Genomic DNA, 23,648 nt, shown 5'->3' with positions numbered 1-23,648 from the left:
TGATTATTTAACAAGGTTGCTGATCAACAGGGCAATGGAGGCAATGGAGGTGGAAATTCCCAATATTCCCTGCATCGACATGGGCTCCCTGTCGGGTTTCTCGGGTACCACGATCTCGCAACCGGGTTCTATTTTTGCCCATCGGCCGGTGGCAACCTTGCCGTTGGCGTAGATCACGAACGGCTTTCTTTTCATTGCCAACCGTGAATACCCCCCTGCCTGGCGGACATAACTGTCGAGGCTCATCTTTTTATTGTAATTTACCGTGTTGGGATACATCACTCCTCCCGATATCTTTACCGTATTGTTCAATTGGGGTATGGTAAGCACATCTCCTTCCCTCAGGATGATGTCATCGTCGCTTCCCGGTTTTTTCAATGCTTTCTCCAGATCAATGCCCACATATTGCATGGAGAGGTCGATACTGTTGACAAAGGTGGAATCACTCTCTATCCGGGCTTGGGTCAATAATGCGGCACGGCTCCTTTGTATTTCTTCAGGAGTCGATCTGCGCCTTAGTTTGGCGCCTTTTATATAGGCATATTCGGTCAATCCCCCTGCCCTTTCTACCAATGAGGAGAGCCGTTCGTTTCGGGTTGTTTTGGCATATTGCCCGCCGAAAAGAACTTCTCCGGATATGGAGACATTTTCCTGGGGGCCATAACCGGGTGAGCGGCGCACTACGATTTCATCAAATGGTTGCAATACAAAAGTAGGGTCGCTCGAAATGATTTCGTCATCCTGGAGAGAGAATGTGTACACCTCACTCATATTGGAAGGAATAGTAGCACTGGCAGGATCCTTGATACGGCGATAGACGTCGATTCGTGCCGTGGAGGCCTCCTCCTTGAGTCCCCCTGCCCGAAGGAGAGCATCTTCTATGCGCATATTCAACGCGAAGGGATAATTACCGGGTGCACGGACAGAGCCGGCGACAGATACGGTGACACTGTCTTCAATGGAAAAGATGGAGGGGATATGGAGCCGGTCGTTTTTTCGTAAGGCGATATCCGCGATGCGGCTGTTGAGCAAGGCGTCAAGGTTGAAAGACTCCATTGTTTGCCGCAAGTCTTCCTGTTCTCGGTAAAGCAGTGCCCGTTGGAGGTAAGCGTCGCCGGTGGGTCCCAAAGCGACTTCCACCAAGTCGCGGACGGTGCTGACGCGGTCTCCCAGGGCATACTTTCCGGGACGTTCTACCGACCCCGTGATCTCTACCATATTGGAGAATTTATCCTGGATAGTGCCGACACCCACCTGGTCTCCGTCCTTCAGATTGAATGAACCATATTCGGGTTGACTCAAGGTGAAGGCTTCCATTGTATTGTTACCCTTCCGGTGCAGGGTGACATTGGCCCGGTAGGCATTGCCGCTAAAGCCGCCGGCAAAACGGATGAGGTCCTGCAGCGTTTCATCTTCGCGCATTTCATACCACATGGGGCGTTTTATCTCTCCCGTGATTTGCACCAGGGTGCTGTATGGTTCCACCATCACGATATCGCCATCCTGCAGGTTGATATCGTATGTATTATTGCCTTTCATCAAGTATTCATAGAGATCGACAGTGGTCACATTTTTCCCACCCCGGAAGATGCGTATATTACGCAAGCTTCCTATTTCGGAAGGTCCCCCCGATACATAGAGTGCGTGAAAGGCGGATGCGAAGGAGGATAGGGTATAGGTGCCGGGAGTGACCACTTCGCCCATTACATTCACCTTGATGGTGCGCACATTTCCCACCGAGATCGCGAGGAAGGTGCCGGGTGTGGATGAGTCGAGATCGGAGTAAATGGACGAAAATTCATTGCGTATCTTTGATTCGGCCTGCTGCACGTTTAATCCGTTCAGCATGATGCGTCCCAGCCCCGGCACGGTGACATATCCGTCGGGGGTGATGGTGTAACGCACGTTCAGCTCCGAATTACCCCATACGTCTATGATCAATTGGTCTCCGGGACCCAGCACATAATTGGCCGGGGTGGGCATATTCATATTGGGTGAGAAGGTGAGGTTCTTGGACGTGAAGAAATTCTGGCCGTATATTTGATTTTCCGGGTCGGTTTGTGGGGTTTGTGCGGTCAAGACAGAAACTTCGGAGGTTTCTCGGAAACTGTTTTCCGATGAGTCGTAATCGGATTCCATACCACCGTCGGTGACCTTTTTCTCCTCTTCATATTGACTCCGCAGACGTTGCAGTTGGGATGCGGTGATTCCTTTCTTATTCAGCTCCATCAGTATCTGTTGCTGCGACATCCCCGAGTTTTCATACTTGCGTAACTCCTGGATCGCCTGCTGGTCGCTTACCTGGGCAAGCAGGATGCCGTTTACGAAAATCAACAGTGTGAGCAGGCCGATTATTTTATACTCTCTATGCATACGTTTCAACAGTTTGGTTCTTTGGGCTATTGTTCTTCTTGAGTAACATCATTTTCAGTTTGTTTAATCTACAAAGGATGTACAAATTTTTCTTGTAACAAATTGAAAACTGTAATAAGACAGCAAAAATAGTGGTTATTTTGATAAACTACAATAGTTAAGATGTCAAGATGGTTATTTTCTTCGTCCGCCCATTACTCCGAACAGTCCCCGTTTTTTAGCGCCGGTTTCGGATAGAGGCAGTTGTCCCGCCATGACCTTTAGCGCATTAGTCCCTTCGGCAGTCGCTTTGACTGCGTTATAAATGGTACCCCAGTCGGGGAGTCCGCCCAGATTACGGTCGTCGATAAACAACTCAACGCCCAGCTTGCGTGAAATATCTTCTCCCAACTCTTTGTCTTCACCCCGGTAGTTCTCGTTTTCGGCGTAAAAATAGAGTCCTCGCCCTGCGCAGTAGTCGATGGCATCCTGGAGAAGCCGGCCGCGGCGTACCGTCCACAGGATCAGTTTGTGCCCGTCTTTCTGCATCTGCAGGAGTGTTTCGATTGCAAAAGGGATGGGTTTCCCTATGTTGGGATAGGCATGTTCCACAATAGTTCCGTCGAAATCGATAGCGATGATCATAAACCTGAATGTTTCAAATATCAGCTGCAAAGGTACGAAAAAAGCATGACAACCGCTACCTGTCACTTATTTGTATAGGCTGTTTTTACCTTATTATCCATAAATTCGGCAATCTCCTGTGAAGAAATATCATATTTGGGCGCTAATTGTTTAAAAGCTTCATCTTTTTCAAAACGCTCGTAATTTCCCAATTTGCCTAATAGATTTTTGCTTTTCATTGAGTGCCTCGAATATCTGAGTGAATTATCAATAATTTCAATTATCTCTTCACTCGTTTTCTCTTTTAGAATGCAGTAGAGATCATAATAATCCCGAAAGGTATTTCTACGCTGCATCACCTCCATTTTGAGTGACGCTATCGTATCAATATCCGCCAGATATAAATTATGAAGATAATGTACCTTATTTATTCGAGGAGCATTTCTTTCCGGCGCATAAAAGGAAAGCTTAACGCCGCCATCGATGAAAAATTCTACCTGATTACTGTCTAAAATATTTATCTTGTCAATGACGTGTTCCAACTCCAATTCTTTAGTAATGGATTTGATGTCTATATCCATCTTTTCCCCCTTGTATTGCTGCCATCTCATAAAATCGAGATCTTCACTCAGTCTATTCTTTATTTGTAAAGAAAGGGCTGTACCTCCGACAAGGATATAGGGAGTGATCGATTCCAGGTATGCTACGGATTCGATCACTTTTTTCGTTTTATCGACTAATGATTTATCCATAACGATTTCAGATTCTGTTCAAATAGAAAGTTTCCATCCTTTTCAAGTATGGGACGGGATGTTTGATGTCGAAATAGAGATTGGCTAAACAGATGTTCGTGTTGCGTAAATAATCTCCTTGAATGATCATCTCGTCAAGCCATACTCGTTTTATCTTCCCTTTGGGAAACACTTTGAATAATAAATCAATTTCGGGAAGATCCAGATAAATAAGCACATATCTAATAAGGTTCCAGTCACTAAGTTGCTGACAAGAATTTTTATCAAAAGACCAAAAAACATTTTCTTTTTGTAGTTTGGCCAATAAATACGATTTTATTTTATCTTTATTGTCCATCTATACAAAGATATACATAAACATCCGGATAGACCATTTTTCTCGGAAAAAAATAGATGAAATTGCCCTGCTCCGTATCATACCTTCTCTACCATGGTGGGGCTGATCTCCACCTCGGCGCACCCCAGCTGTTCGATACGGATGATGATCCTGGATTTTCCCTCCATGGTGATTAATTCTCCTTCGAGGCCGGTAAGCGGACCTTTGATCACCCGCACCTTTTCTCCCGGTTGGAGGTCGTTGGCGCTGAAATTGACGGTGGTGTCGGAATGGTCGAGCATAAAGCGGAAGCGCTCCATCTGATCCGCGGGTATCTCAGTGGGAGTGTGTTCGCCGCGGAGCGTCAGGTAATACAGGATGGAAGGGTGGGTAATGACGCTGCGCTGCTCCCGGGTATCGACCCGCACGAAAATCATCATCGGGATAAGCACCCGCTCCACCTTCTTTTTCCGGTCACTCCATTGCCGTATTTCTTCCTGCACCGGCAGGAAGTTTTCCACGCCCATTACCGTGAGCCGGTCACGCACCTTTTTCTCATGGTGCATCTTCACATAAGCTGCCAGCCATCTTTTCTCTGCCATATGAATATTAATTCTCACTATTTGACAAAGTAAACGGTTTTTTGTTTGATGACAAAATGTATTGTGAGCTCAAATTGTATATTTTGTACTAAATTTGTACCTCGAAAATAACAGATACTACGCAGTAACGACGATTGTAAATTTTATATGGCGCACAAAATATTTCCCCTGCTGATTTTGTTTTTGACCGGGGCAACAGGGTTGTTTGCTTCCGGCCCGCCGGCGACGGAGGTGAGAGCCGTTTGGCTGACAACCAACTACGGACTCGATTGGCCGCGTAACCGTACCAGCTTGGAAGTACAAAAAAGGGAACTGACAGAGATCCTGGATAACCTGAAGAAACATAATTTCAATACGGTGTTTTTTCAGGTGAGAGGCAGAGGGGAAGTGCTCTATAACTCACGCATCGAGCCGATGTCGTCGCTCATCGCTCCTGCCGGGCCGGGACGACCGCCATTCGATCCGCTGGCGTTTGCCGTGGAGGAGTGCCATAAACGGGGATTGGCCTGCCATGCCTGGGTGGTGACTTACCCCTTGGGGAACGACCGCCATGTACGCAGCTTAGGGACACAGTCTGTAACCAAGAAGAATCCTTCCCTCACCAAACAATTCCAGAGGGAATGGTTCCTTGATCCGGGAAATCCGCGTACCGACGATTATCTGCTCTCAATCGTGAAGGAGATCGTGGCCGGCTATGATATAGATGGTATCCATTTCGACTATATCCGATATCCCGATAACCGGGGACGCTTTCCCGATGACGGAATGTACCGCCAGTATGGCAAGGGGAAGTCGAGGGATGAGTGGCGCAGGGATAATATCACCCGCTTTGTGATAAAAGTATATGATCAGGTGAAGGCTATGAAGCCTTGGGTGCAGGTGAGTAGCGCCCCTTTAGGGCGGTATCGCGCGCTGGGAAATAACGGAGTGGGATGGACTGCGCTGGAGACGGTATCGCAGGATGCCGGCAAGTGGATGATGATGGGCAAGCATGACGCCATCTACCCGATGATGTATTACAAGGAGAGGCTCTTTTATCCTTTTGTGGACGATTGGTTGAAACATAGCAACGGCAGGATTGTAGTGCCGGGACTGGGAGCTTACCAGATGATCGAATTGGGATGGTCGTACCGTGATATACTGAACCAGGTAGATTATACCCGTCAGAACGATTCACACGGACAGGCTTATTTCCGCACCGAGAATGTGTTGTCCAACACAAAAGGAATACTGAGGGAGTTGGAGGAATATTATAAATACCCTGCGAAGCTGCCACCCATGACGTGGCTGAGTGACTCTATTCCCAATAATCCCTACGACCTGCGGGCAGAGAAAAATGGAGAGGGTCTATTGGAACTTTCGTGGGAAGGGAACCGTGATGGGAGGGTGACATATAACGTCTATCGGAGCGAAAATGACACCCTGAGTCTTGAGAACGCAGAAGAATTGATGGCTGTAGGACTGCGGGAGCCGATGTTCCGTTACAAGGCCGGGAATAATGATAAGGCTTACTATTACTATATTACCGCGTCGGACGCCTATAACAATGAGAGTGGACCGTGTATCCCTGCTTTCTTTTACCATTCGGAAACGGTGAAGTGAAGTGGTTGAGTGCCTAAGTGGTTGAGTGCCTAAGTGCCTAGGTGGTTAGGTGCCTAAGTGGTTGAGTGCCTAAGTGGTTAGGTGCCTAGGTGGTTAGGTGCCTATGTGGTTGAGTGATGATTTGTTGATTTGATGATTTCATTTTCAATTAGAAAAACATGGGAAAATCAAAAAAAAAGAATAATTTTGTAGCCTATGGATGCCGCTCAAAAATTGAAGCAACAGGTAAGAAGCGAATTTATGGAGTATTTGACGCTCTATAAGCACAGAAAAACACCCGAACGTTTTGCGATTCTCGATCATATCTATTCAACACGAGGACATTTTGATATGGATTCTCTTTATAATTCTATGATTGAAGTGAACTTCCGGGTGAGCCGTGCTACATTGTATAATACCATTCAGTTATTGCTGGATTGCGGGCTGGTGGTGAAACATCAGTTCGGGGCGAATACTTCTAAATACGAGAGGGCTTACGGTAATGAAAACCATGACCACCTTATCTGTACGACCTGTGGAGAGGTGCGCGAAATGACGGGTGACTTGCTGACTCCTACCCAGCTTAAAAAGATCAGGAAGTTCAAAGTGAGCTACTATAGCACCTATATCTATGGCACATGCAGTAAGTGTATTCATGCCAAGCGGATGGAATTGAGCCGTTTGGAACGTAAAAATGAGGTTAAACAGAATAAAAGCAACGGTAAACAAAATAAAAAATGAAAGTGGATGTACTTTTAGGGCTCCAGTGGGGCGACGAAGGTAAAGGAAAAGTGGTGGATGTGCTTACGCCCCAATATGAGGTGGTGGCACGGTTTCAGGGTGGACCCAATGCCGGTCATACCCTGGAGTTCGAAGGAGAGAAATATGTGCTGAAGTCAATCCCGTCGGGTATTTTTCAGGAAGGGAAGATAAATATCATCGGCAACGGGGTAGTAATTGATCCTGCCCTCTTTAAGCTGGAAGTAGAAGGATTGGAAGCGTCGGGACATTCTCTTACCGACAGACTTTTTATCTCTAAAAAGGCCCACCTGATACTGCCGACACACCGATTGCTGGATGCCGCTTCGGAAAAAGCGATGGGGGATGCCAAGATCGGCACTACCGGACGGGGTATCGGTCCTGCTTATACCGATAAGGTCGGACGGCACGGACTAAGGGTGGGCGACCTGTTTCATAACTTTGAGGAAAAATACCGCAATGCGGTACTTCGACATAAAGAACTGCTCGACCATTACCAATTTGAATATGACCTTTCCGCACTCGAAAAGCAGTGGTTTGAGGGAATTGAGAAGATGAAGGAGTTCACTATTATCGACAGTGAGCATTTTATCAATAAACATCTGGACACAGGAGGTTCGGTGCTGGCCGAAGGTGCGCAGGGATCGATGCTGGATATAGATTTCGGATCCTATCCTTTCGTGACATCATCCAATACCATTTGTGCCGGTGCCTGCAGCGGTATGGGGGTAGCTCCCGGACGTATCGGCGAAGTGTACGGTATCTTCAAGGCTTATTGTACACGGGTGGGCAGCGGTCCTTTCCCTACGGAACTGTTTGATTCCGACGGACAGCTGTTGCGTGATAACGGAAATGAATATGGTTCGGTGACAGGACGCCCGCGCCGTTGCGGATGGATCGATTTGGTCGCACTGCGTTATACGATTATGTTGAACGGGGTAACCAAATTGGTGATGATGAAAAGTGATGTGTTGGACAGTTTTGAAACAATCAAAGCCTGTGTGGCCTACAGGGTAAACGGCGAAGAGACGGAAGACCTGCCTTACGATATATCAGAAGGTATTGAACCTGTTTATGTGGAGTTGCCCGGTTGGCAGACTGATATGACGAAGATGCAGTCGGAAGATGAATTCCCGGAAGAATTCAATAACTATCTCTCTTTTTTGGAAACAGAACTTGAAGTACCTGTGGCTATCGTGTCCGTCGGTCCCGATAGAGCACAAACAATTATAAGATAAACAATGACAAATGGCAACAATCTGGATTATATTTATTGCAATTGCAGTGGCCGGCTGGATCGTGCAAGCTACGCTACAGAGCCGATTTAAGAAGTATTCAAAAATTCCTCTTCGCAACGGAATGACGGGCAAAGAGGTGGCGGAAAAGATGCTGCACGACAACGGGATCTATGATGTACAGGTGATCTCGGTAAGAGGGCAGTTGACCGACCATTACAACCCGTTGAACAAGACCATCAATTTGAGTGAACCGGTATATGACTCTTATAGCGTGGCAGCTGCCGCAGTAGCCGCACACGAAACGGGCCATGCGGTTCAGCACGCGAAAGGATATGCTCCCCTGAAATTGAGGTCGGCACTGGTGCCGGTGATTTCATCTACCTCCAAATGGGTGATGTGGGTGATCCTGCTGGGAATTATCCTGATCGAGACTTTCCCGATGCTTCTCTGGTTCGGAATTGCCATGTTTGCACTTTCCACTCTATTCAGTTTTGTCACATTGCCGGTGGAAAAAGATGCGACTAACCGTGCTCTCCGCTGGCTAAGCAGTGCCGGTATTACCGATGCAGGGAATCATGCCCAGGCGGTAGATGCCCTCCGTTGGGCCGGTTACACTTACGTAGTGGCCGCACTCAGTTCCCTTGCCACATTGCTCTATTATATCATGATTGCCATGAACAGAAGGTAATTGTGGTTAAATGATTTATCGGGGAAGCTCTAACCGTTGTGGGGGAGTAATTATTTGTAAAGAGGACAACAATTGTTCTCTTTTTTTTGTTTATCAGATGCAGGCAGGATATACATTTAATGAACCATTATTAGATGAAAACGATTTTGATTACCGGTGGATCGGGCATGGTGGGCAGAAAGCTATCGGATTTGCTCATTGAGAACGGTTACAGGGTGATCTGGCTGAGCCGTGAACGATATGTGAAGGCACACATTCCCCGCTACCGGTGGGATTACCGGAAGGGGGAGATCGACAGTGAGGCTGTGGAACAGGCCGACATGATCATTCATCTGGCAGGATCGAATTTAGGCGATGGTTCCTGGACACGGTTGAAGAAGCAGAAGATTGTGGAGAGCCGTGTGCAGACGGCGAAGTTGTTGCTAGAGACGGTAAAAAAGATGAATAAGAGGCCTGAAGCGTTTATCTCTGCTTCGGCGGTCGGTTTTTACGGGTCGGTGACGGGAGAAAAGATATTTACTGAAGAAGATGATCCCGCACACAACGATTTCTTGAGCCGTACCTGCCGGAAATGGGAAGCTGAGGCGTTCAGATTCAGGAATGAACTGGGTGTACGCACGGTAGCATTGCGTACGGCCTTTGTTATATCCCCAAAGAGCGAAGCTTTTGAAAAAATGATGCTGCCGACAAGGGTCGGGTTGGGTGCCCCGTTGGGTTCAGGCAAACAATATCTGAGTTGGATCCATATTGATGATCTTTGCCATCTTTATTTGAAAGCGGTTGAAGATAGTTCTATGGACGGAGTTTTCAATGCGGTTGCACCGGAATTTATCACCAATGCCGGGTTTATGAAGACTCTGGCGAAAGCAATGAAACGGCCTTTTTTCATGCCGCCGATACCTGCTCTCCTGCTTCGGATTTTTATGGGGCAGGCCGCAGATATGATACTGTATGGCAGTCGCGTTTCATCACAAAAAGTATTCGAGGCCGGGTATGAATTCACTTATTCCACGGCACAGGAAGCAATAGCAAGTACCCTTCAGTCGATGAAGGAATAATTTCAATTTTTATATAATCACTTAAACATTTAAAAATCATGGTTAAATTAGATCCGTACCTCAATTTCGACGGTACATGTGAAGAGGCTTTCAATTTGTACAAATCCGTATTTGGCGGAAAGTTAAGCGAAGTTATGCGAATGGGAGATATGGAAGGGATGGAGGTTCCTGAAGCATATAAGGACCATGTAATGCATGTTTCATTGCAACTGCCTAACAATTTACTGATGGGATCTGACGTAGTGCCCGGTATGGGAAATCCTTTGCGTCCCGGAAATAACAACTATATATACATCGCGGCCGACAGTCGTGAAGAAGCAGATAGGTTGTTCAGTGAACTGTCGGCCGGAGGTGAGGTTGAAATGCCCATGGAAGATATGTTCTGGGGCGATTACTTCGGAAGTTTCAAAGATCGGTTCGGCATTTGGTGGATGGTTGGCTATTCATTTCTTTCCGATACGGTATAACCGTCCTTCGTCCGTTACGGCATAGAGAGCGCCGTCTTTCCCGTCGGCCACATCGCGGAAACGCTGGCCTTCATCGGCGAGCAGGCGCTCTTCGCCTATTACTTTGTTGTCTTTGATTACAAGGCGGGCAATATGTTTGCTGCTGAGCCCGCCAATGAAAAGATTATTTTCCCATTCGGGGATAGCGTTGGAGCTATAGAAGGCCATACCGCTGGGCGAGAGTACGGGATCCCAGTAATAGACGGGTTGTTCCATCCCTTCTTTCCGGGTAATGCCCTCACCAATGATTTCTCCGCTGTATTCGATACCATAGGTGATAATAGCCCATCCATAATTTTTCCCCGGTTTGATAAGGTTGATTTCATCACCTCCGCGCGGACCCATCTCACTGATCCAGAGTTCGCCGGTAACAGGATGGATGTCGAGTCCCTGCGGATTCCGATGCCCGTAACTATATATCTCAGGCAATGCTCCTTCAGTACCGATAAAAGGGTTATCCGATACCGGTTTCCCTTCGGGGGTGATATGTATTACCTTACCGTGGGCTTTATCAAGTTTCTGGGCATTGGGCCGGGTAGCGAGATCGGAGCGTTCGCCGGTGGTAATGAAGATATTCCCTTCCTTATCGAAAAGCAAACGGCTGCCGAAGTGCATGCTGTTGTCATAGTAGGGAATAGCCCGGTAGATGGTAGTGAAATCCTCTATTTGGGTCTCATCGTCGGAGAGCCGTCCTTTTCCCACCGCCGTGAGAGATCCTTGCGGAGTTCGTTCGGCAAAGGTGAAATAGAGCATCCTGCTATTATTGAAATCGGGTGCGGGTGCCACATCCAGTAATCCTCCCTGGCTCCGGTCGTCCACTTCGGGGAAACCGGTGATAGGGCTGCCCACATTCCCGTCGGTAGTAGCAAGGCGCATTGTACCGCCTTTTTCTGTGATGGCCAACCGGCCATCCGGCAGTAATGTCACCGCCCAGGGCTTCTGCAATTCATCGTTAATGATGACAGCTTCGTAAGGAGTAGCCGTTTTCACCCCTGCAACGCGGGTTTGCCCCTCAAAAGCGGGCTTGAAATCGGGGTTATTGGGCTTTTCCGTCTCTACCGGTGGAAGCGTATCTCCCGGTAATTCTTCTTCATTTGTTTTCTGTCCGTCGCATGAAGCGGAGAGCAACACAAAGGCTGAGAAAAAAAGTGCCGTGATCTTTAAATTGTTCATAGGACTGTGATTTGTATGTGAATTGTAATCCGAATAACTCATTTATTTAACAACGTGTAAATTACAATTGTTCAACCGTATAATTGACTATAAACTATTTTAATGTATCTTTGTTGTTATCATAGTTGGTTTTTTATAATTCAAAATATATGCTTACATATAACGTGCAATTAAGAAAAGAGGAAGAAGGTGGATATACAGCTGTTGTTCCTGCGCTACCGGGTTGTATTACTTATGGTGAGACTGTGGATGAAGCCATTATGATGGTAAAAGAGGCTGTGGAATTATATATTGATGAATTGACGGATCGTGGAGAACCAATTCCTGACGACAGTCATACTCTTGAATTTTCTATTCATGTGGAAGCTGTATGAATTTGAATCCTAGATATCTTGTAAACTTATTGGAACAAAATGGATTTGTTTTTAAAAGATCAAAAGGTTCTCATTGGTTATATTATAATGCTCAAACGAATAAAACAGTAATTGTTCCAATGCATGGAAATAGGGACTTGAAAAAAGGAACATTCCTTGCAATTTTAAAACAAGCAGGAATTACATATAGATAATATAATTCAATCAAAATAAAAAACCGGGGGACAAAGGTAATATCACTTTGTCCCCCGGTTTTATTTTATATTTCACTTCATTGTTCAATTTCCGCCTCAATCCATTTGGAACGGTTGGGAGATACCGGTTCTTTAACTTGCGGCCGGGGATTGGACTTGAGTTCCTGAAGCAGGACTTCTACTGCTTTTTCGATAGAGGGATCGTTTCCTTTGACCAGTTCTTCGGGACGATCGATTACCTCTATATCGGGATAAACGCCAACGCCTTCTATGATCCATTCACCGGTTTTATCATAGATGCCAAAGCGGGGAACGGAGATATAACCGCCGTCCACCAGACGGGCATTTCCCGAAATACCGACCAATCCACCCCAGGTGCGGGTACCAATCAACTTGCCTTCTCCGGTCTTTCGGAAGAAATAGGGAAAAGCATCACCGCCGGAAGAGGAGTAACCGTTGATAAGCATCGCTTTGGGACCGTCATGCGCAATGCCGGGCGTTTTCATCGGTTGAGGGAGGCCGTTACGGTGCCAGTAGGCTAGGGTACGACGGTTAAGCAGGTCGATCATCCTGTCGGGGATGAAACCGCCTCCATTGTACCGGTCATCGATGATAAGCGCCTCTTTGTGATGGTAGGCATACATACCCCTGAAGAGTTCACGATTGCCTTCCACCGCAGTGTTGGGTACGTGAATATAGCCGATCTTGCCATCGGAGAGCCGGTCGACCAGTTCCCTGCGCTGGTTCACCCAGTCCATATACCTCAATTCCTGTTCGCTGGTGATGGTTTTCACGTGGTAGCTTTTTGCTCCTGATGCCGAAGGGCTGCTGTTGACCGTCAGTTCGATATGGCGGTCACCCAGGTTCTCAAGCAGTGCATACGGATTTTGTTCCGTGGTCAGCTCCTGCCCGTTGATGCGGATAATATAATCGCCTTCCTTGATGTTCACTCCACTTTCCGTGAGGGGTGATCGGCGGCTTTCGTTCCAGTTCTCCCCGGAATATATTTTCCTGATTTTGTAACGTCCGGCGGACAGATCGGCTTCGAGTTCTGCTCCCAGGAGCCCGCCGTTGATACGGTCTACGCGCGCGATGTCGCCCCAATCCACATAGGAATGACCGGTATTGGTCTCGCTGACTATCTCGTTGAGGATATAGTCCAGGTCGAACCGGCTGGGAACGTAAGGCAGCAGTTCTCCGTAGTTTTTCCGGATGCCTTTCCAGTCCACGCCGTGCAGGTTATCCACGTAGAAATAGTCGCGGAAGATGCGGAAAGCATCTGCATAGATTTGGTTCCACTCTGCACGGGGATCGATCTTCATATCGAGGTTATCAAGATTGATCATACCGGCACCGGCAATTTGTCCTGTCTGGTTTTTCGCCACACCATAGTTATTGGCTTGGCGGTAGATAAGCGACTTACCGTCGGCGGAAAGGATGCCGTAACCTGTCCCGTCGAGAATCTCTTCGGTTTTCTCTTCGTTGATATTATAGCGCATGATCTTATTTCCGGTGGAGTAGAGGATTCCCTCTTCCACGGTTCCGATGATACGGTAGTTGCCGGCCTGCAAGGGCAACGCCTGGATACGGTCACGGGCATTATCTGTATCGATCTCCACTTTCACCTTCCCGGATGTGGATGGGTTATTGTCGGACTTTTCATCACCATAAGGTTCTTTGTCTTCTTTATAGGGAACGAGGGTTGTACCATCGTCAAGCAGAGGAAGGGCGTAGATACGGGAGGCGTTGTTATAGACGTAATCGAATTCGAAACTGCTGAAAGCAAGGTTGAAGTCCCGGTTAGAAACGAAGAAGAGGAATTTCCCGTCGCGGCTGAATACCGGGTTACTGTCTGAAAACGTGGCATCGGTAAGCTGATACTTCCGCCCGCTTGAAAGTTGATATACCCAGATAGCAGATTGATAATTGGGAGATGATTTGCTGTAAGCTATCCAATCACCATCGGGAGAGAAGGTATAATCCCTGATCTCTTCGGCGGTAGCTTCATCAATAGCTGTCTGCCGTCCCGTGGAGACATCTGCCAGCCAGAGTTTCATGGTGCGGTCGCTGTAGACAAGATGGGAGCTGCCTGGTGACCATTCAGCGGTATATTTCCATGCTGCGGAGCCGCTGGTAATTTGTCGCGGGATGGCTCCCTCTTTGTTTTCCAGCAAGTAGAGTTCATATTCACCCGTCGCGTCGGAATAGTAGGCGATTTGCTTGCCGTCGGGCGACCATACAGGAGACAGTTCACGGATGCCCTGGGAGTTGGTGAGGTTTTGTATTTCACCTTTCTCTACCGGCACACTGTAGATATCACCGCGAGCTTCAAAAAGAGCCCGTTTCCCCGAAGGAGAAAGGCTGAAGCTGCTGATAAAATCTTTCACATTCCTGAAGTAGGGTTGCAGGTTGGGATTGTCATAATGAATATCCACATTAATTTTCCGACTATTGCCGGATGTAAGGTCGAGCACATACAGGTAGCCGCCGTTTTCATAGGCCAGCTTGCCGTTACGGCCTGAGGGCCACATCACGTCAAAGCCGCTATGGCGTGTAACTTGTTCGTTTTGTCCGGTGCTCATGTTATAGCGCCAGATGTTAAGCCGTGTGTCGCGGTCGGAGGCATAAAAGATATGGTCGCCAAACCACACCGGCCATTGGTCTGAGCCGGCCCATTGTGTGATCTGTTTTGAATGGTTGTTGTTCAGGTCGTATGTCCACAGTTCTGTAGCCCGTCCTCCCTTATAGCGTTTCCAGGTGCGGAATTCACGGTCGACGGGCGTGAAACATAGCTGGGAACCGTCGGGTGAGAAGGTGGCGAATCCGCCGTTGACAATGGGGAGGGGTTCTTCGAATCCTCCATCGATACTGACGGTGAAATAGCGTCCGTTACGGTCGCCGAAACTTGTGCGGTTGGCCCTGAAGAGGATCCGTTTGCTGTCGGGTGTCCAGTCGAGTACTACGTTATCGAATCCACCTCTTGGCGGCATCTCCCCTACGGAGTTGTAGAAAGTGAGCTGCCGTGCCGTGCCTCCCCCGGAGGGCATCACCCATATCTGGCGGCTTCCGGAATACTCGGCTGAGAAGGCAATCCATTTACCGTCGGGAGAAATCTTGGGGAACAACTCGATACCGGGGTGTGAGGTTATCCGTTTTGCCGTACCCCCGTTAGCGCTTACCGTCCAGAGATCACCTGCGTAAACGAATGCAATCAGGTTTCCGTTGATATCGGGGTAACGGAGCATCCGGGCATCATCCATTGCCGAAGCTTGTAGGAGAAAAAGGCTGGAAAAAATAAGAATAGTTAGTTTTCGCATCTGATTATTTTTTTTCCGTCAAATTTACGGTTTTTTTTCGAAAAATCCCTTATTTTCAGTTATTCGGTCAAATTATGGAAATTTTTCCATAATTAAAATTGGAACTGAATTATTATTTCTTTACATTTGTGGTCTATAACCTATTATTGAAAAAACTACTATTATGACACGTAAAATTTTAATCCGGGATCTCACGTTGCGTGACGGTCAACAATCTGCTTTTGCCACCCGTATGAACCAATCACAGGTCGACAGAGTATTGCCTTATTACAAGGATGCCAATTTTTATGCTATGGAAGTATGGGGAGGTGCCGTCCCCGATTCTGTGATGCGTTTTCTGAATGAAAATCCATGGGACAGGTTGGAGAAAATCCATCGTGCCGTTGGAGGGGTTTCCAAATTGACCGCCCTTTCACGTGGACGGAACTTGTATGGCTATGCCCCTTATCCCGACGAAATCATAGATGGTTTCTTTAAGAATGCCGTCGATTCGGGATTGGATATCATGCGTATCTTTGATGCTTTGAATGATGTGGACAACATCAAGTCGAGCGTCGCATCTATTAAGAAATATGGGGGAATGGCCGATTGTGCTGTTTGCTACACCATAGATCCTAAATATGATGAAACACCTTCACCCGGGAATAAGAAAAGAGGATTATTCAGTTTCCTCTCCGGCAAGCGTGAAATGGCACATTCCTCCCACAAGCCCATTTTTACGGATGAGTACTTTTTGAATAAAGCAAAAGAGATGCTTGCCTTGGGAGCCGATATGATCACAATAAAGGATATGAGCGGGCTGATACCGCCTTCCCGGGTTGCCAGATTGATTCCCTTGTTTAAGCAGGAGTTGAACGTGCCGGTGGATTTCCATACCCATTGTACACCGGGATTTGGGTTGGGAGCCGTACTCGCTTCTATTATCCACGGAGCGGATATCGTGGATACCGTCATCTGGAATTTCGCCGGCGGTCCGGCGGCACCGGCCATTGAATTGATCTATATTTTCTGTAAGAGGCTGGGTGTTGAGTTGGATGTGAACATGGAGGCCGTGGCCAAGATCAACGAAAAATTGTTCGACATCCGCAAGGAATTGGAGGCTTATGATGCCGTGAAGCAGTTCCCCAAACCATTCAACCCGTTGACTGACACTCTTCCCTCTGAGATCGAGCGGGAATTCGATCTGGCCATTGAAGCGGTCAACCGGAATAATGAAGCTGCACTGCTGGATGCCTGCCACGCCATTCATGACTATTTTAATTTTCCTAAACCCGATGAACGAATCAAAGAAGCGGAGATTCCCGGAGGGATGTATACCAATATGGTGGCCCAGTTGAAGCAGGTCAACTCGCTCGATATCCTTCCCGAAGCAATGAAGTTGATCCCCAGTGTACGCCTTGATGCGGGTTTGCCGCCCCTGGTTACGCCTACCAGCCAGATCGTGGGAGTGCAGGCTGTGAGTTCCGCATTGAACCTGAAGAACGGCCGTCCCAAGTATGCCAATCCTTCCAATCAGTTTGTGTCACTTGTAAAAGGAGAATACGGGAAGACACCCGTTCCGGTAGATCCGGAGTTCCGCTTGCAGATTGCCGGTACCCGGGAAGAAACGCCTTATGATACCTCTGTCTACAAACGCCAGGAAAATCCGGTATTGGAAGAGTATGGAGGGGTGCTTCTTGCGAAAGATGAGAAAGAAGACCTTTTGTTGGAATTGTTTCCTACGGTCGCTGCAAATTATTTGAAAGGTCAACGGCAGGAAGAATGGAAGAAGGCACAGGCTGAAAATATCCTATTGGGAGATGAGGGTGACGAATTAGTTGGAGAGTCGATCCCGAAAACGACCGGATCAGGGATGGTGAAGGAGGTGGAAGTAGTTGATCCTCAGTCGGAAGCTGTGCCTTCGGAGTCTCCTGAAGGATATAGTATAATCTGCCCGATGCCCGGTAGTATTCTGAATATTTCTGTAAAAGAAGGAGACAAGGTGAAAAGAGGTGATATCATCCTTGTGCTGGAGGCGATGAAAATGGAAAACGATATTCAATCTGAAGTTTCAGGAACGGTACGCCGTATCTTTGTGAACCGGGGGGATATAGTAAAGGAAGGGATGCCTTTGGCTGAGATTATCTGAACATCCTTCATTCAAAATTGTTGAATAATAGGACGGAAAGAAAATCCGGTAGGTTTCGTGCCGGAGGATTATTAATTATTGGGTATGGAGCCTACCGGAGAATCAGTGAGAATATATGAACTGGATAAATACAATTATCCCCAGTTCAGAGACAAGCTGATAGAGCTTTATCTGCATGCTTTTACCACGGGTGATTACGGTCAGTGTATTACCCGTGGAAAGGTGGAGGCTACCCTCGATGAGCTGTTGCGTGACGGATACGGTTGGATGGCTTTTGCTGCTGATTGTCTGATGGGATTGGTCGTCACCCTTCCTTTGGAGAAAGATCCCGGCTTCCCTGCCGGTATGTGCCCCACGATCCCGGTAGAACAATCGGTTTATATTGCCGAGGTGATGGTGCACGCCGATTATCGGGGTAGGGGAATCGCTTCAGAAATGCTGGAAAGCTGCTTGCGCAACGAAGCAAAGAATCACTTATATGCCGTGATCCGCGTATGGGAAAAAAATAAACCTGCATTGGAACTTTACAGAAAGTTGGGGTTTCTCCCTATTGCCGGCATCGTACAGAAAAAACTCGGTATGGATGGCGAAGAATTTGAAATGAAAAAGTTGTATCTGGCGAAAGAGTGGAAAGGTGTGGGACTGGGAGAAAGGGAGAAAGGGAGAAAGGGAGACTGGGAGAAAGGGAGAAAGGGAGAGAATTTTGAAAAAAACAGCAATGAAAGCATTAATTACCAAAACAATTGATCTCCGATCCGGCTCACCGGAGGAGAAACGACAGGAGATCCGCGATTATTTCCTGAAGACCTGGGCAATCGATGAGCTACTATATTCACAGTTGAAGTCGGAGGATGTATTGTATATGCGGGGCGACCCGTTGCGGCATATCATCCTCTTTTATCTGGGGCATACAGCTGTCTTTTTCATCAACAAGCTTTATCTGGCAAAAATCATCGACCGCCGTATCAATCCCCGGTTTGAATCGACCTTTGCCATTGGGGTGGATGAAATGAGTTGGGACGATCTGGATAACAATCATTACGACTGGCCACCGGTATCGGAGGTGCGTTCTTATCGTGACAAAGCGAAAGAATTGATCCTGAAAGTGATTGACAATACGCCGGTTGAAATGCCGATCGGTTGGGACAGCCCTTTCTGGATTGTGATGATGGGCATTGAACATGAACGGATCCATCTGGAGACTTCTTCGGTATTGATTCGCCAGTTGCCATTGGACCAGGTAGTGGAAGGCCTGTTCGGTGAAAGGTGCAGTGTAGTGGGGGAGGCGCCGGTAAATGAATTGCTGCCGGTGACCGGTGCTGCGGTGAAATTAGGAAAGCCCGCAGATTATCCTCTTTACGGCTGGGATAATGAATATGGCTCCTATGAAGAGGACGTAGCCGATTTCTCTGCTTCGAAATATCTGGTTTCCAACAAGGAATTTCTGGAGTTTATAGAAGAAAAAGGATATGAAACGGAAAGTTACTGGACAGAGGAGGGATGGAACTGGCGTAATTTCAAGCAGGCACAGATGCCGCTATTCTGGAGGAAAGATAAGGATGGCTACCGCCTGAGACTGGTGGCCGAAGAGATACCTATGCCCTGGAACTGGCCGGTGGAGGTGAACTATCTGGAAGCAAAAGCTTTTTGTAATTGGAAGAGCGCGAAGACGGGCCGTAACTTCAGGCTGCCCACCGAAGCGGAATGGTACCGGCTGCACGAGGTAGCCGGATTGAAGGAGGTGACGGAGTGGGAGCAAGCGCCGGGCAATATCAACCTGGAATATTTTACATCGCCATCTCCTGTGGATATGTTCAGGCAAGGTGATTTCTTTGATATCATCGGGAATGTGTGGCAATGGACGGAGACCCCTATCACGGGTTTTCCCGGCTTTAAAGTACATCCGATGTATGACGATTTCTCCACGCCGACCTTCGACGGGAAACATAATTTGATAAAGGGTGGTTCATGGATCTCGACCGGCAACGAGGCGACTATCCACTCGCGATATGCTTTCCGGCGCCATTTCTATCAACATGCCGGTTTCAGGTATGTGGAGTCGGATAATCCGCTGGTGATCCGGCAAGCGGATTATGAAACGGATGAGGAGGTGACGCTCTCCTGCGAGAATAGCTGGGGTGACCCCTGGGACAATAAGCCTGTTTTTACTATCCGGCTGGCAGAACTGGTGGATGACTTGTTGAAAGACAATACTGATGCACGTATCCTGGATCTGAATGCCGACACTGGACGACTTGCCTTTGAACTGGCCCGGAAATATAATGATGTGACGGCACTCGATTTTACTGCGCGTATGATAAGGATTCCCATTCAGTTGCAGGAGCAGGGGTATGTGCGCTATACGGCGAAAGACGAGGGTGAACTGGTGTTTTACCGTGATATTGTACTGGCTGATTTCGGATTGACGGAAGCGAAAGACAATATTTTGTTTATGCAGGCAGATGCAATGAATCTCAAGCCCAATTATTCGGGATACGACCTGATCATTATACCTGCACTATTGGAAGAATTAAGCGATCCGCTGTTGTTTCTGTCACATATTCATGAACGCCTGAACGATGGTGGTTGGCTGATCATTGCATCGGATTACCAGTGGAATATGGCAAAGACCCCGAGAGATAAATGGCCGGGTGGTTTTAAAAGGGATGGCGAACCGGTGACATCGCTCGATGGCATACAAGTAGTGTTGGCGCCACACTTCGAGCTTTTATCCGATCCACAGGAAATCCATAGGATAATCAAAAAATCGTCCCGCGTGACCGAAAACCATTGCTTGCAGGTTTCCATCTGGAAAAAGAAATAGGCTTTCGTGAGGTCGTATGTGCCACTGTCGTATGTGCCACTAAAGCTGAGACCTTTAGATATTTAGTGGGGACCCATAGCTCGTAATGAACGTTTTAGTTCATAAGAGCTACCATGGGGCACAAAATATCGCCAGTCGAAAGATTTCGTTGCTTATACCCCCCGGAAAGTGTGTTTTCTGAAAGTGTATTTATCGGTTCCCTTTCGGATCTTTCGTTGCTTATACCCCCCCCCCGAAAGTGTGTTTTCTAAAAGAGAGACTTAGCAAAAACAAGGATTTAATTGAACCAGCGGGTGAGAGAGTTGAAGATATTTTCGCTCTCTTTCCGTCTTTTTTCACGGAGGTCATTGTCCGGCACAAGGACTTTTAACCCTTTGTGAATGGTCTCCACCTTGATCTCATTGCCGGTATTCACCGGTTCGCCGTCCACATGCATCACACCGGCGCGGGATCGTTTGATCAGCAGGTTACGGGTAACCAGCGAAGTCATCTTACTGTTTTTATCGATGTTATTGGTAAAGAGTTGAAGGGTCGTCTGTGGTATCTCGATAGCATTCAGCGGTTTCAGGATGGAGACATTTATCATGCCGTCGTCCATGCAGGCGCCGGGAGCTATATGCGCGTCGTTGCCGTACTGCGAAGCGTTGGCACATGTGAGGATGAAAGCCCGTTCGGTAATAGTTTCGTTGTCGGAAGTAATCTCATACTCTTCTGAACGGAAATCCACCACACTCTCAAGGATATTACGTACATAACCCAGTGGCCCTCGTTTCTTGCCTTCGGCGAACCGGTCGCTGATAAAAGCGTCGAACCCGAAACCACAGGTGCAGAAAAAGATATGCCCATTGGCTATGCCATAGTCGATGGTGCGTGTATGTGCCCGAAGGATGATATCGATAGCTTTCTCCGGATCCATTGGTATGCCCAGTTCCCTGGCCAGTCCGTTACCCGATCCGAAAGGAATAATTCCCAGTGCGGTATCGGAGTGGATCAGCGCTTTGGCCACTTCATTCACCGTACCGTCACCACCGGCCACAAGCACATTTTTATACTTCTTTTCCGCTGCTTCCCGTGCTATCTCCGTAGCATGATCGGGGTAACCGGTGATGCGGATAAAAATATCATATTTCCGCTGATCGAATGCAGCGGCTACTTCTTCAGGAATGTTTTTCTTGGATTCCGTACCCGAAATAGGGTTGATAATAAGACATATTTTCTCTTTTGGCATTTTGTTGCTTGGAATTAGATGTTTGAACTCTTCATTCTTAATTCTTCACTCTTCACTCTTCACTCTTCATTCTTCATTCTTCATTCTTCACTCTTAATTCTTCACTCTTAATTCTTCACTCTTCATTCTTAATTCTTCATTCTTAATTCTTAATTCTTCACTTCTATGATTAACAATTAATACTTCATTTTGTTTTAACCCTTTTTATTTGCCCCTTACCGCTTAGTTTTTTACTTTTGTCCAAATTTCATAAACACATTTATGCAATCCACTTTTATCCTGATTGTAATTGTTGTCTATTTCGGCGTGTTGATGCTGATTTCTTATCTTACCAGCCGGAAAAGTTCGGGTAATGATACTTTCTTCCGTGCCAATAAATCCTCCAAATGGTATGTCGTAGCTGTAGCGATGGTCGGTACATCCATCTCGGGAGTGACTTTCGTCTCCGTACCGGGAATGGTGCGAAACCTCGATATGACCTATATGCAGATGGTATTCGGTTTTTTCTTTGGTTATCTGGTGATTGCCTATGTACTCTTGCCTCTTTATTATCGGCTGAACCTGACTACCATTTATGGTTACCTGGAGCAACGATATGGACCGAAATCCTATAAGACCGGTGCCTGGTTTTTCCTGATCTCTAAAATTGTGGGTGCGGCAGCACGTCTTTATCTGGTGGCTTTTATCCTGCAGACATTGGTATTCGACGCCTGGGGGGTACCTTTTGTAGTGACGGTGATAGGGATTATCCTGGTGATCTGGCTCTATAGTCATAAGAGCGGCATTAAAACGATCATCTGGACGGATTGGCTGCAGACTATCCTGTTTATCACTGCGCTTATACTGATTGTGTGGCAGGTAGCCATGCGCCTGAATCTGAATTTTGGAGGAGTTGTGACGACCATCGCCAATAGTTCCCACTCCCGCATTTTTGTATTTGACGATTGGGGGAGTACCCAGAATTTCTTCAAACAATTCTTTAGCGGGATGTTTATTACGATCGTAATGACGGGACTGGACCAGGATCAGATGCAGAAGAACCTGACGATCCGCACACTCAGGGACGCGCAAAAGAATGTGGTATCCTATGGCCTGGCGTTTGCTCCCATCAATTTTCTTTTCCTCTGCCTGGGGGTATTGCTCATTGTATTTGCGGAACAGAATGGTATTATGTTACCGGACGTATCCGACAATATCCTGCCCGTAATTGCCTGTGAATATCTGGGACAGACGGTACTGGCTATTTTTATTATGGGAATCGTTGCGGCAGCCTTTTCGAGCGCAGACTCCGCATTGACAGCACTTACCACTTCCTTCTGTGTGGATATACTGAATATGGAACCTGTCTCTCAGACAAAAGCACAGGAGCAGAGAGATATCCGTACCAGAAGAATGGTACATCTGGGGGTTAGCGCGGTATTTGTGCTGATTATCCTGCTGATTGAAGCAATCGGGTCGGACAGTATCATCACCGCGATCTATAAATTGGCCTCTTATACATACGGACCGTTATTGGGGCTGTATGTCTTTGGGTTATACAGTAAAGTGAAGCCTATGGATAAATGGGTTCCCTATGTGGCCATCGCCTCACCTGTACTTTGTTTTATCATAGAGATAGCGATGCAACAGCTATTCGGTTACCAGGTAGGATATGAATTGCTGCTGATGAATGGACTGTTTACCGGAATAGGGCTTTGGATCGTTCGCGTTATTCGATAGTTATTCGGCTTCGCCGTTATTCGCTTCGCTGTTATTCGCTTCGCCGTTATTCGCTTCGCTGTTATTCGGCTTCGCCGTTATTTGTGCTTCGCACGTAATACAACCGAATAACAACTGAATAACAACTGAATAACAACTGAATAACAACTGAATAACAACCGAATAACAACTGAATAACAACCGAATAACAACCGAATAACAATCGAATAACAACT

Annotated in this window: 19 protein-coding genes; 12 read left to right on the top strand and 7 right to left on the bottom strand. The window is 47.2% G+C overall.

From position 1 onward, the window contains the following. Positions 1–3: 3 nt before the first annotated feature. The 4 genes from ABV001_RS01240 to ABV001_RS01225 form a co-directional block, all read right to left on the bottom strand. Entirely contained in the window at positions 4–2,373 is a 2,370-nt protein-coding gene (locus ABV001_RS01240) for an SLBB domain-containing protein (protein WP_352421121.1), read from the bottom strand. 174 nt (positions 2,374–2,547) lie between these two features. Beyond that, a complete protein-coding gene (locus ABV001_RS01235) occupies positions 2,548–2,997 on the bottom strand; it encodes a BT0820 family HAD-type phosphatase (protein ID WP_352421120.1) in 450 nt (149 codons plus the stop codon). Between the two features lie 62 nt (positions 2,998–3,059). Continuing rightward, complete coding sequence (locus tag ABV001_RS01230) at positions 3,060–3,728, bottom strand: nucleotidyl transferase AbiEii/AbiGii toxin family protein (protein ID WP_352421119.1); 669 nt, start codon at positions 3,726–3,728, stop codon at positions 3,060–3,062. Between the two features lie 414 nt (positions 3,729–4,142). After that, entirely contained in the window at positions 4,143–4,646 is a 504-nt protein-coding gene (locus ABV001_RS01225; protein ID WP_352421118.1) for a UpxY family transcription antiterminator, read from the bottom strand. Between the two features lie 147 nt (positions 4,647–4,793). On the opposite strand from ABV001_RS01225, the gene ABV001_RS01220 reads away from it, so the two are divergent. The 6 genes from ABV001_RS01220 (at position 4,794) to ABV001_RS01195 (ending at position 10,437) form a co-directional block, all read left to right on the top strand. Then, positions 4,794–6,248 carry a glycoside hydrolase family 10-like protein gene (locus ABV001_RS01220; protein ID WP_352421117.1) on the top strand — a complete coding sequence of 485 codons (1,455 nt, stop codon included), beginning with the start codon at positions 4,794–4,796 and terminating at the stop codon, positions 6,246–6,248. 195 nt (positions 6,249–6,443) lie between these two features. Continuing rightward, positions 6,444–6,968, top strand: a complete 525-nt coding sequence (locus tag ABV001_RS01215) for a Fur family transcriptional regulator (protein ID WP_323423367.1) — start codon at positions 6,444–6,446, stop codon at positions 6,966–6,968. Beyond that, on the top strand, positions 6,965–8,224 hold the full coding sequence (locus tag ABV001_RS01210; protein WP_352421116.1) for an adenylosuccinate synthase: 1,260 nt from the start codon (positions 6,965–6,967) through the stop codon (positions 8,222–8,224). Before ABV001_RS01215 ends, ABV001_RS01210 begins: the two co-directional genes overlap by 4 nt. A 10-nt stretch (positions 8,225–8,234) precedes the next feature. Continuing rightward, on the top strand, positions 8,235–8,912 hold the full coding sequence (locus ABV001_RS01205; RefSeq protein ID WP_352421115.1) for a zinc metallopeptidase: 678 nt from the start codon (positions 8,235–8,237) through the stop codon (positions 8,910–8,912). A gap of 134 nt (positions 8,913–9,046) precedes the next feature. Next, the gene (locus ABV001_RS01200; protein ID WP_352421114.1) at positions 9,047–9,970 is read left to right on the top strand and encodes a TIGR01777 family oxidoreductase; all 924 of its coding nucleotides are present in this window, start codon (positions 9,047–9,049) and stop codon (positions 9,968–9,970) included. A gap of 38 nt (positions 9,971–10,008) precedes the next feature. Next, the gene (locus ABV001_RS01195) at positions 10,009–10,437 is read left to right on the top strand and encodes a VOC family protein (protein WP_352421113.1); all 429 of its coding nucleotides are present in this window, start codon (positions 10,009–10,011) and stop codon (positions 10,435–10,437) included. Here the strand turns inward: ABV001_RS01195 and ABV001_RS01190 are convergent. Continuing rightward, positions 10,414–11,649: a PQQ-dependent sugar dehydrogenase gene (locus tag ABV001_RS01190; protein WP_352421112.1), complete on the bottom strand. Its 1,236-nt coding sequence runs from the start codon at positions 11,647–11,649 to the stop codon at positions 10,414–10,416. The two genes, ABV001_RS01195 and ABV001_RS01190, sit on opposite strands and share 24 nt — an antisense overlap. 149 nt (positions 11,650–11,798) lie before the next feature. Here ABV001_RS01190 and ABV001_RS01185 point away from each other — a divergent pair, with 149 nt between their 5' ends. Continuing rightward, a complete protein-coding gene (locus ABV001_RS01185) occupies positions 11,799–12,023 on the top strand; it encodes a type II toxin-antitoxin system HicB family antitoxin (protein WP_352421111.1) in 225 nt (74 codons plus the stop codon). Beyond that, positions 12,020–12,217, top strand: coding sequence for a type II toxin-antitoxin system HicA family toxin (locus ABV001_RS01180; protein ID WP_352421110.1), 198 nt, complete (start codon positions 12,020–12,022; stop codon positions 12,215–12,217). The genes ABV001_RS01185 and ABV001_RS01180 overlap by 4 nt, the downstream gene beginning before the upstream one ends. A 77-nt stretch (positions 12,218–12,294) precedes the next feature. On the opposite strand, the gene ABV001_RS01175 is transcribed toward ABV001_RS01180, so the two are convergent. Beyond that, on the bottom strand, positions 12,295–15,534 hold the full coding sequence (locus ABV001_RS01175; RefSeq protein WP_352421109.1) for a S41 family peptidase: 3,240 nt from the start codon (positions 15,532–15,534) through the stop codon (positions 12,295–12,297). 163 nt (positions 15,535–15,697) lie between these two features. Here ABV001_RS01175 and ABV001_RS01170 point away from each other — a divergent pair, with 163 nt between their 5' ends. From ABV001_RS01170 to ovoA, 3 genes are all read left to right on the top strand, one after another. Further along, on the top strand, positions 15,698–17,662 hold the full coding sequence (locus ABV001_RS01170; protein ID WP_352421108.1) for a biotin/lipoyl-containing protein: 1,965 nt from the start codon (positions 15,698–15,700) through the stop codon (positions 17,660–17,662). Positions 17,663–17,746: 84 nt separating this feature from the next. After that, a complete protein-coding gene (locus tag ABV001_RS01165) occupies positions 17,747–18,409 on the top strand; it encodes a GNAT family N-acetyltransferase (RefSeq protein ID WP_352421107.1) in 663 nt (220 codons plus the stop codon). Further along, positions 18,381–20,486, top strand: coding sequence for a 5-histidylcysteine sulfoxide synthase (gene ovoA / locus ABV001_RS01160; protein ID WP_352421106.1), 2,106 nt, complete (start codon positions 18,381–18,383; stop codon positions 20,484–20,486). The genes ABV001_RS01165 and ovoA overlap by 29 nt, the downstream gene beginning before the upstream one ends. 277 nt (positions 20,487–20,763) lie before the next feature. Here ovoA and ABV001_RS01155 read toward each other — a convergent pair whose 3' ends face one another. Further along, positions 20,764–21,714: a diacylglycerol/lipid kinase family protein gene (locus ABV001_RS01155; RefSeq protein WP_352421105.1), complete on the bottom strand. Its 951-nt coding sequence runs from the start codon at positions 21,712–21,714 to the stop codon at positions 20,764–20,766. A 261-nt stretch (positions 21,715–21,975) separates the two neighbouring features. Here ABV001_RS01155 and ABV001_RS01150 point away from each other — a divergent pair, with 261 nt between their 5' ends. Continuing rightward, a complete protein-coding gene (locus ABV001_RS01150) occupies positions 21,976–23,433 on the top strand; it encodes a sodium:solute symporter (RefSeq protein ID WP_352421104.1) in 1,458 nt (485 codons plus the stop codon). Positions 23,434–23,648: the final 215 nt, after the last annotated feature.

It is taken from the genome of Proteiniphilum sp. (assembly GCF_040307845.1).
Classification (GTDB): domain Bacteria; phylum Bacteroidota; class Bacteroidia; order Bacteroidales; family Dysgonomonadaceae; genus Proteiniphilum.
The sequence above is the reverse complement of the archived record's forward strand: the minus strand, read 5'-3'. Positions and strand labels throughout refer to the sequence as shown.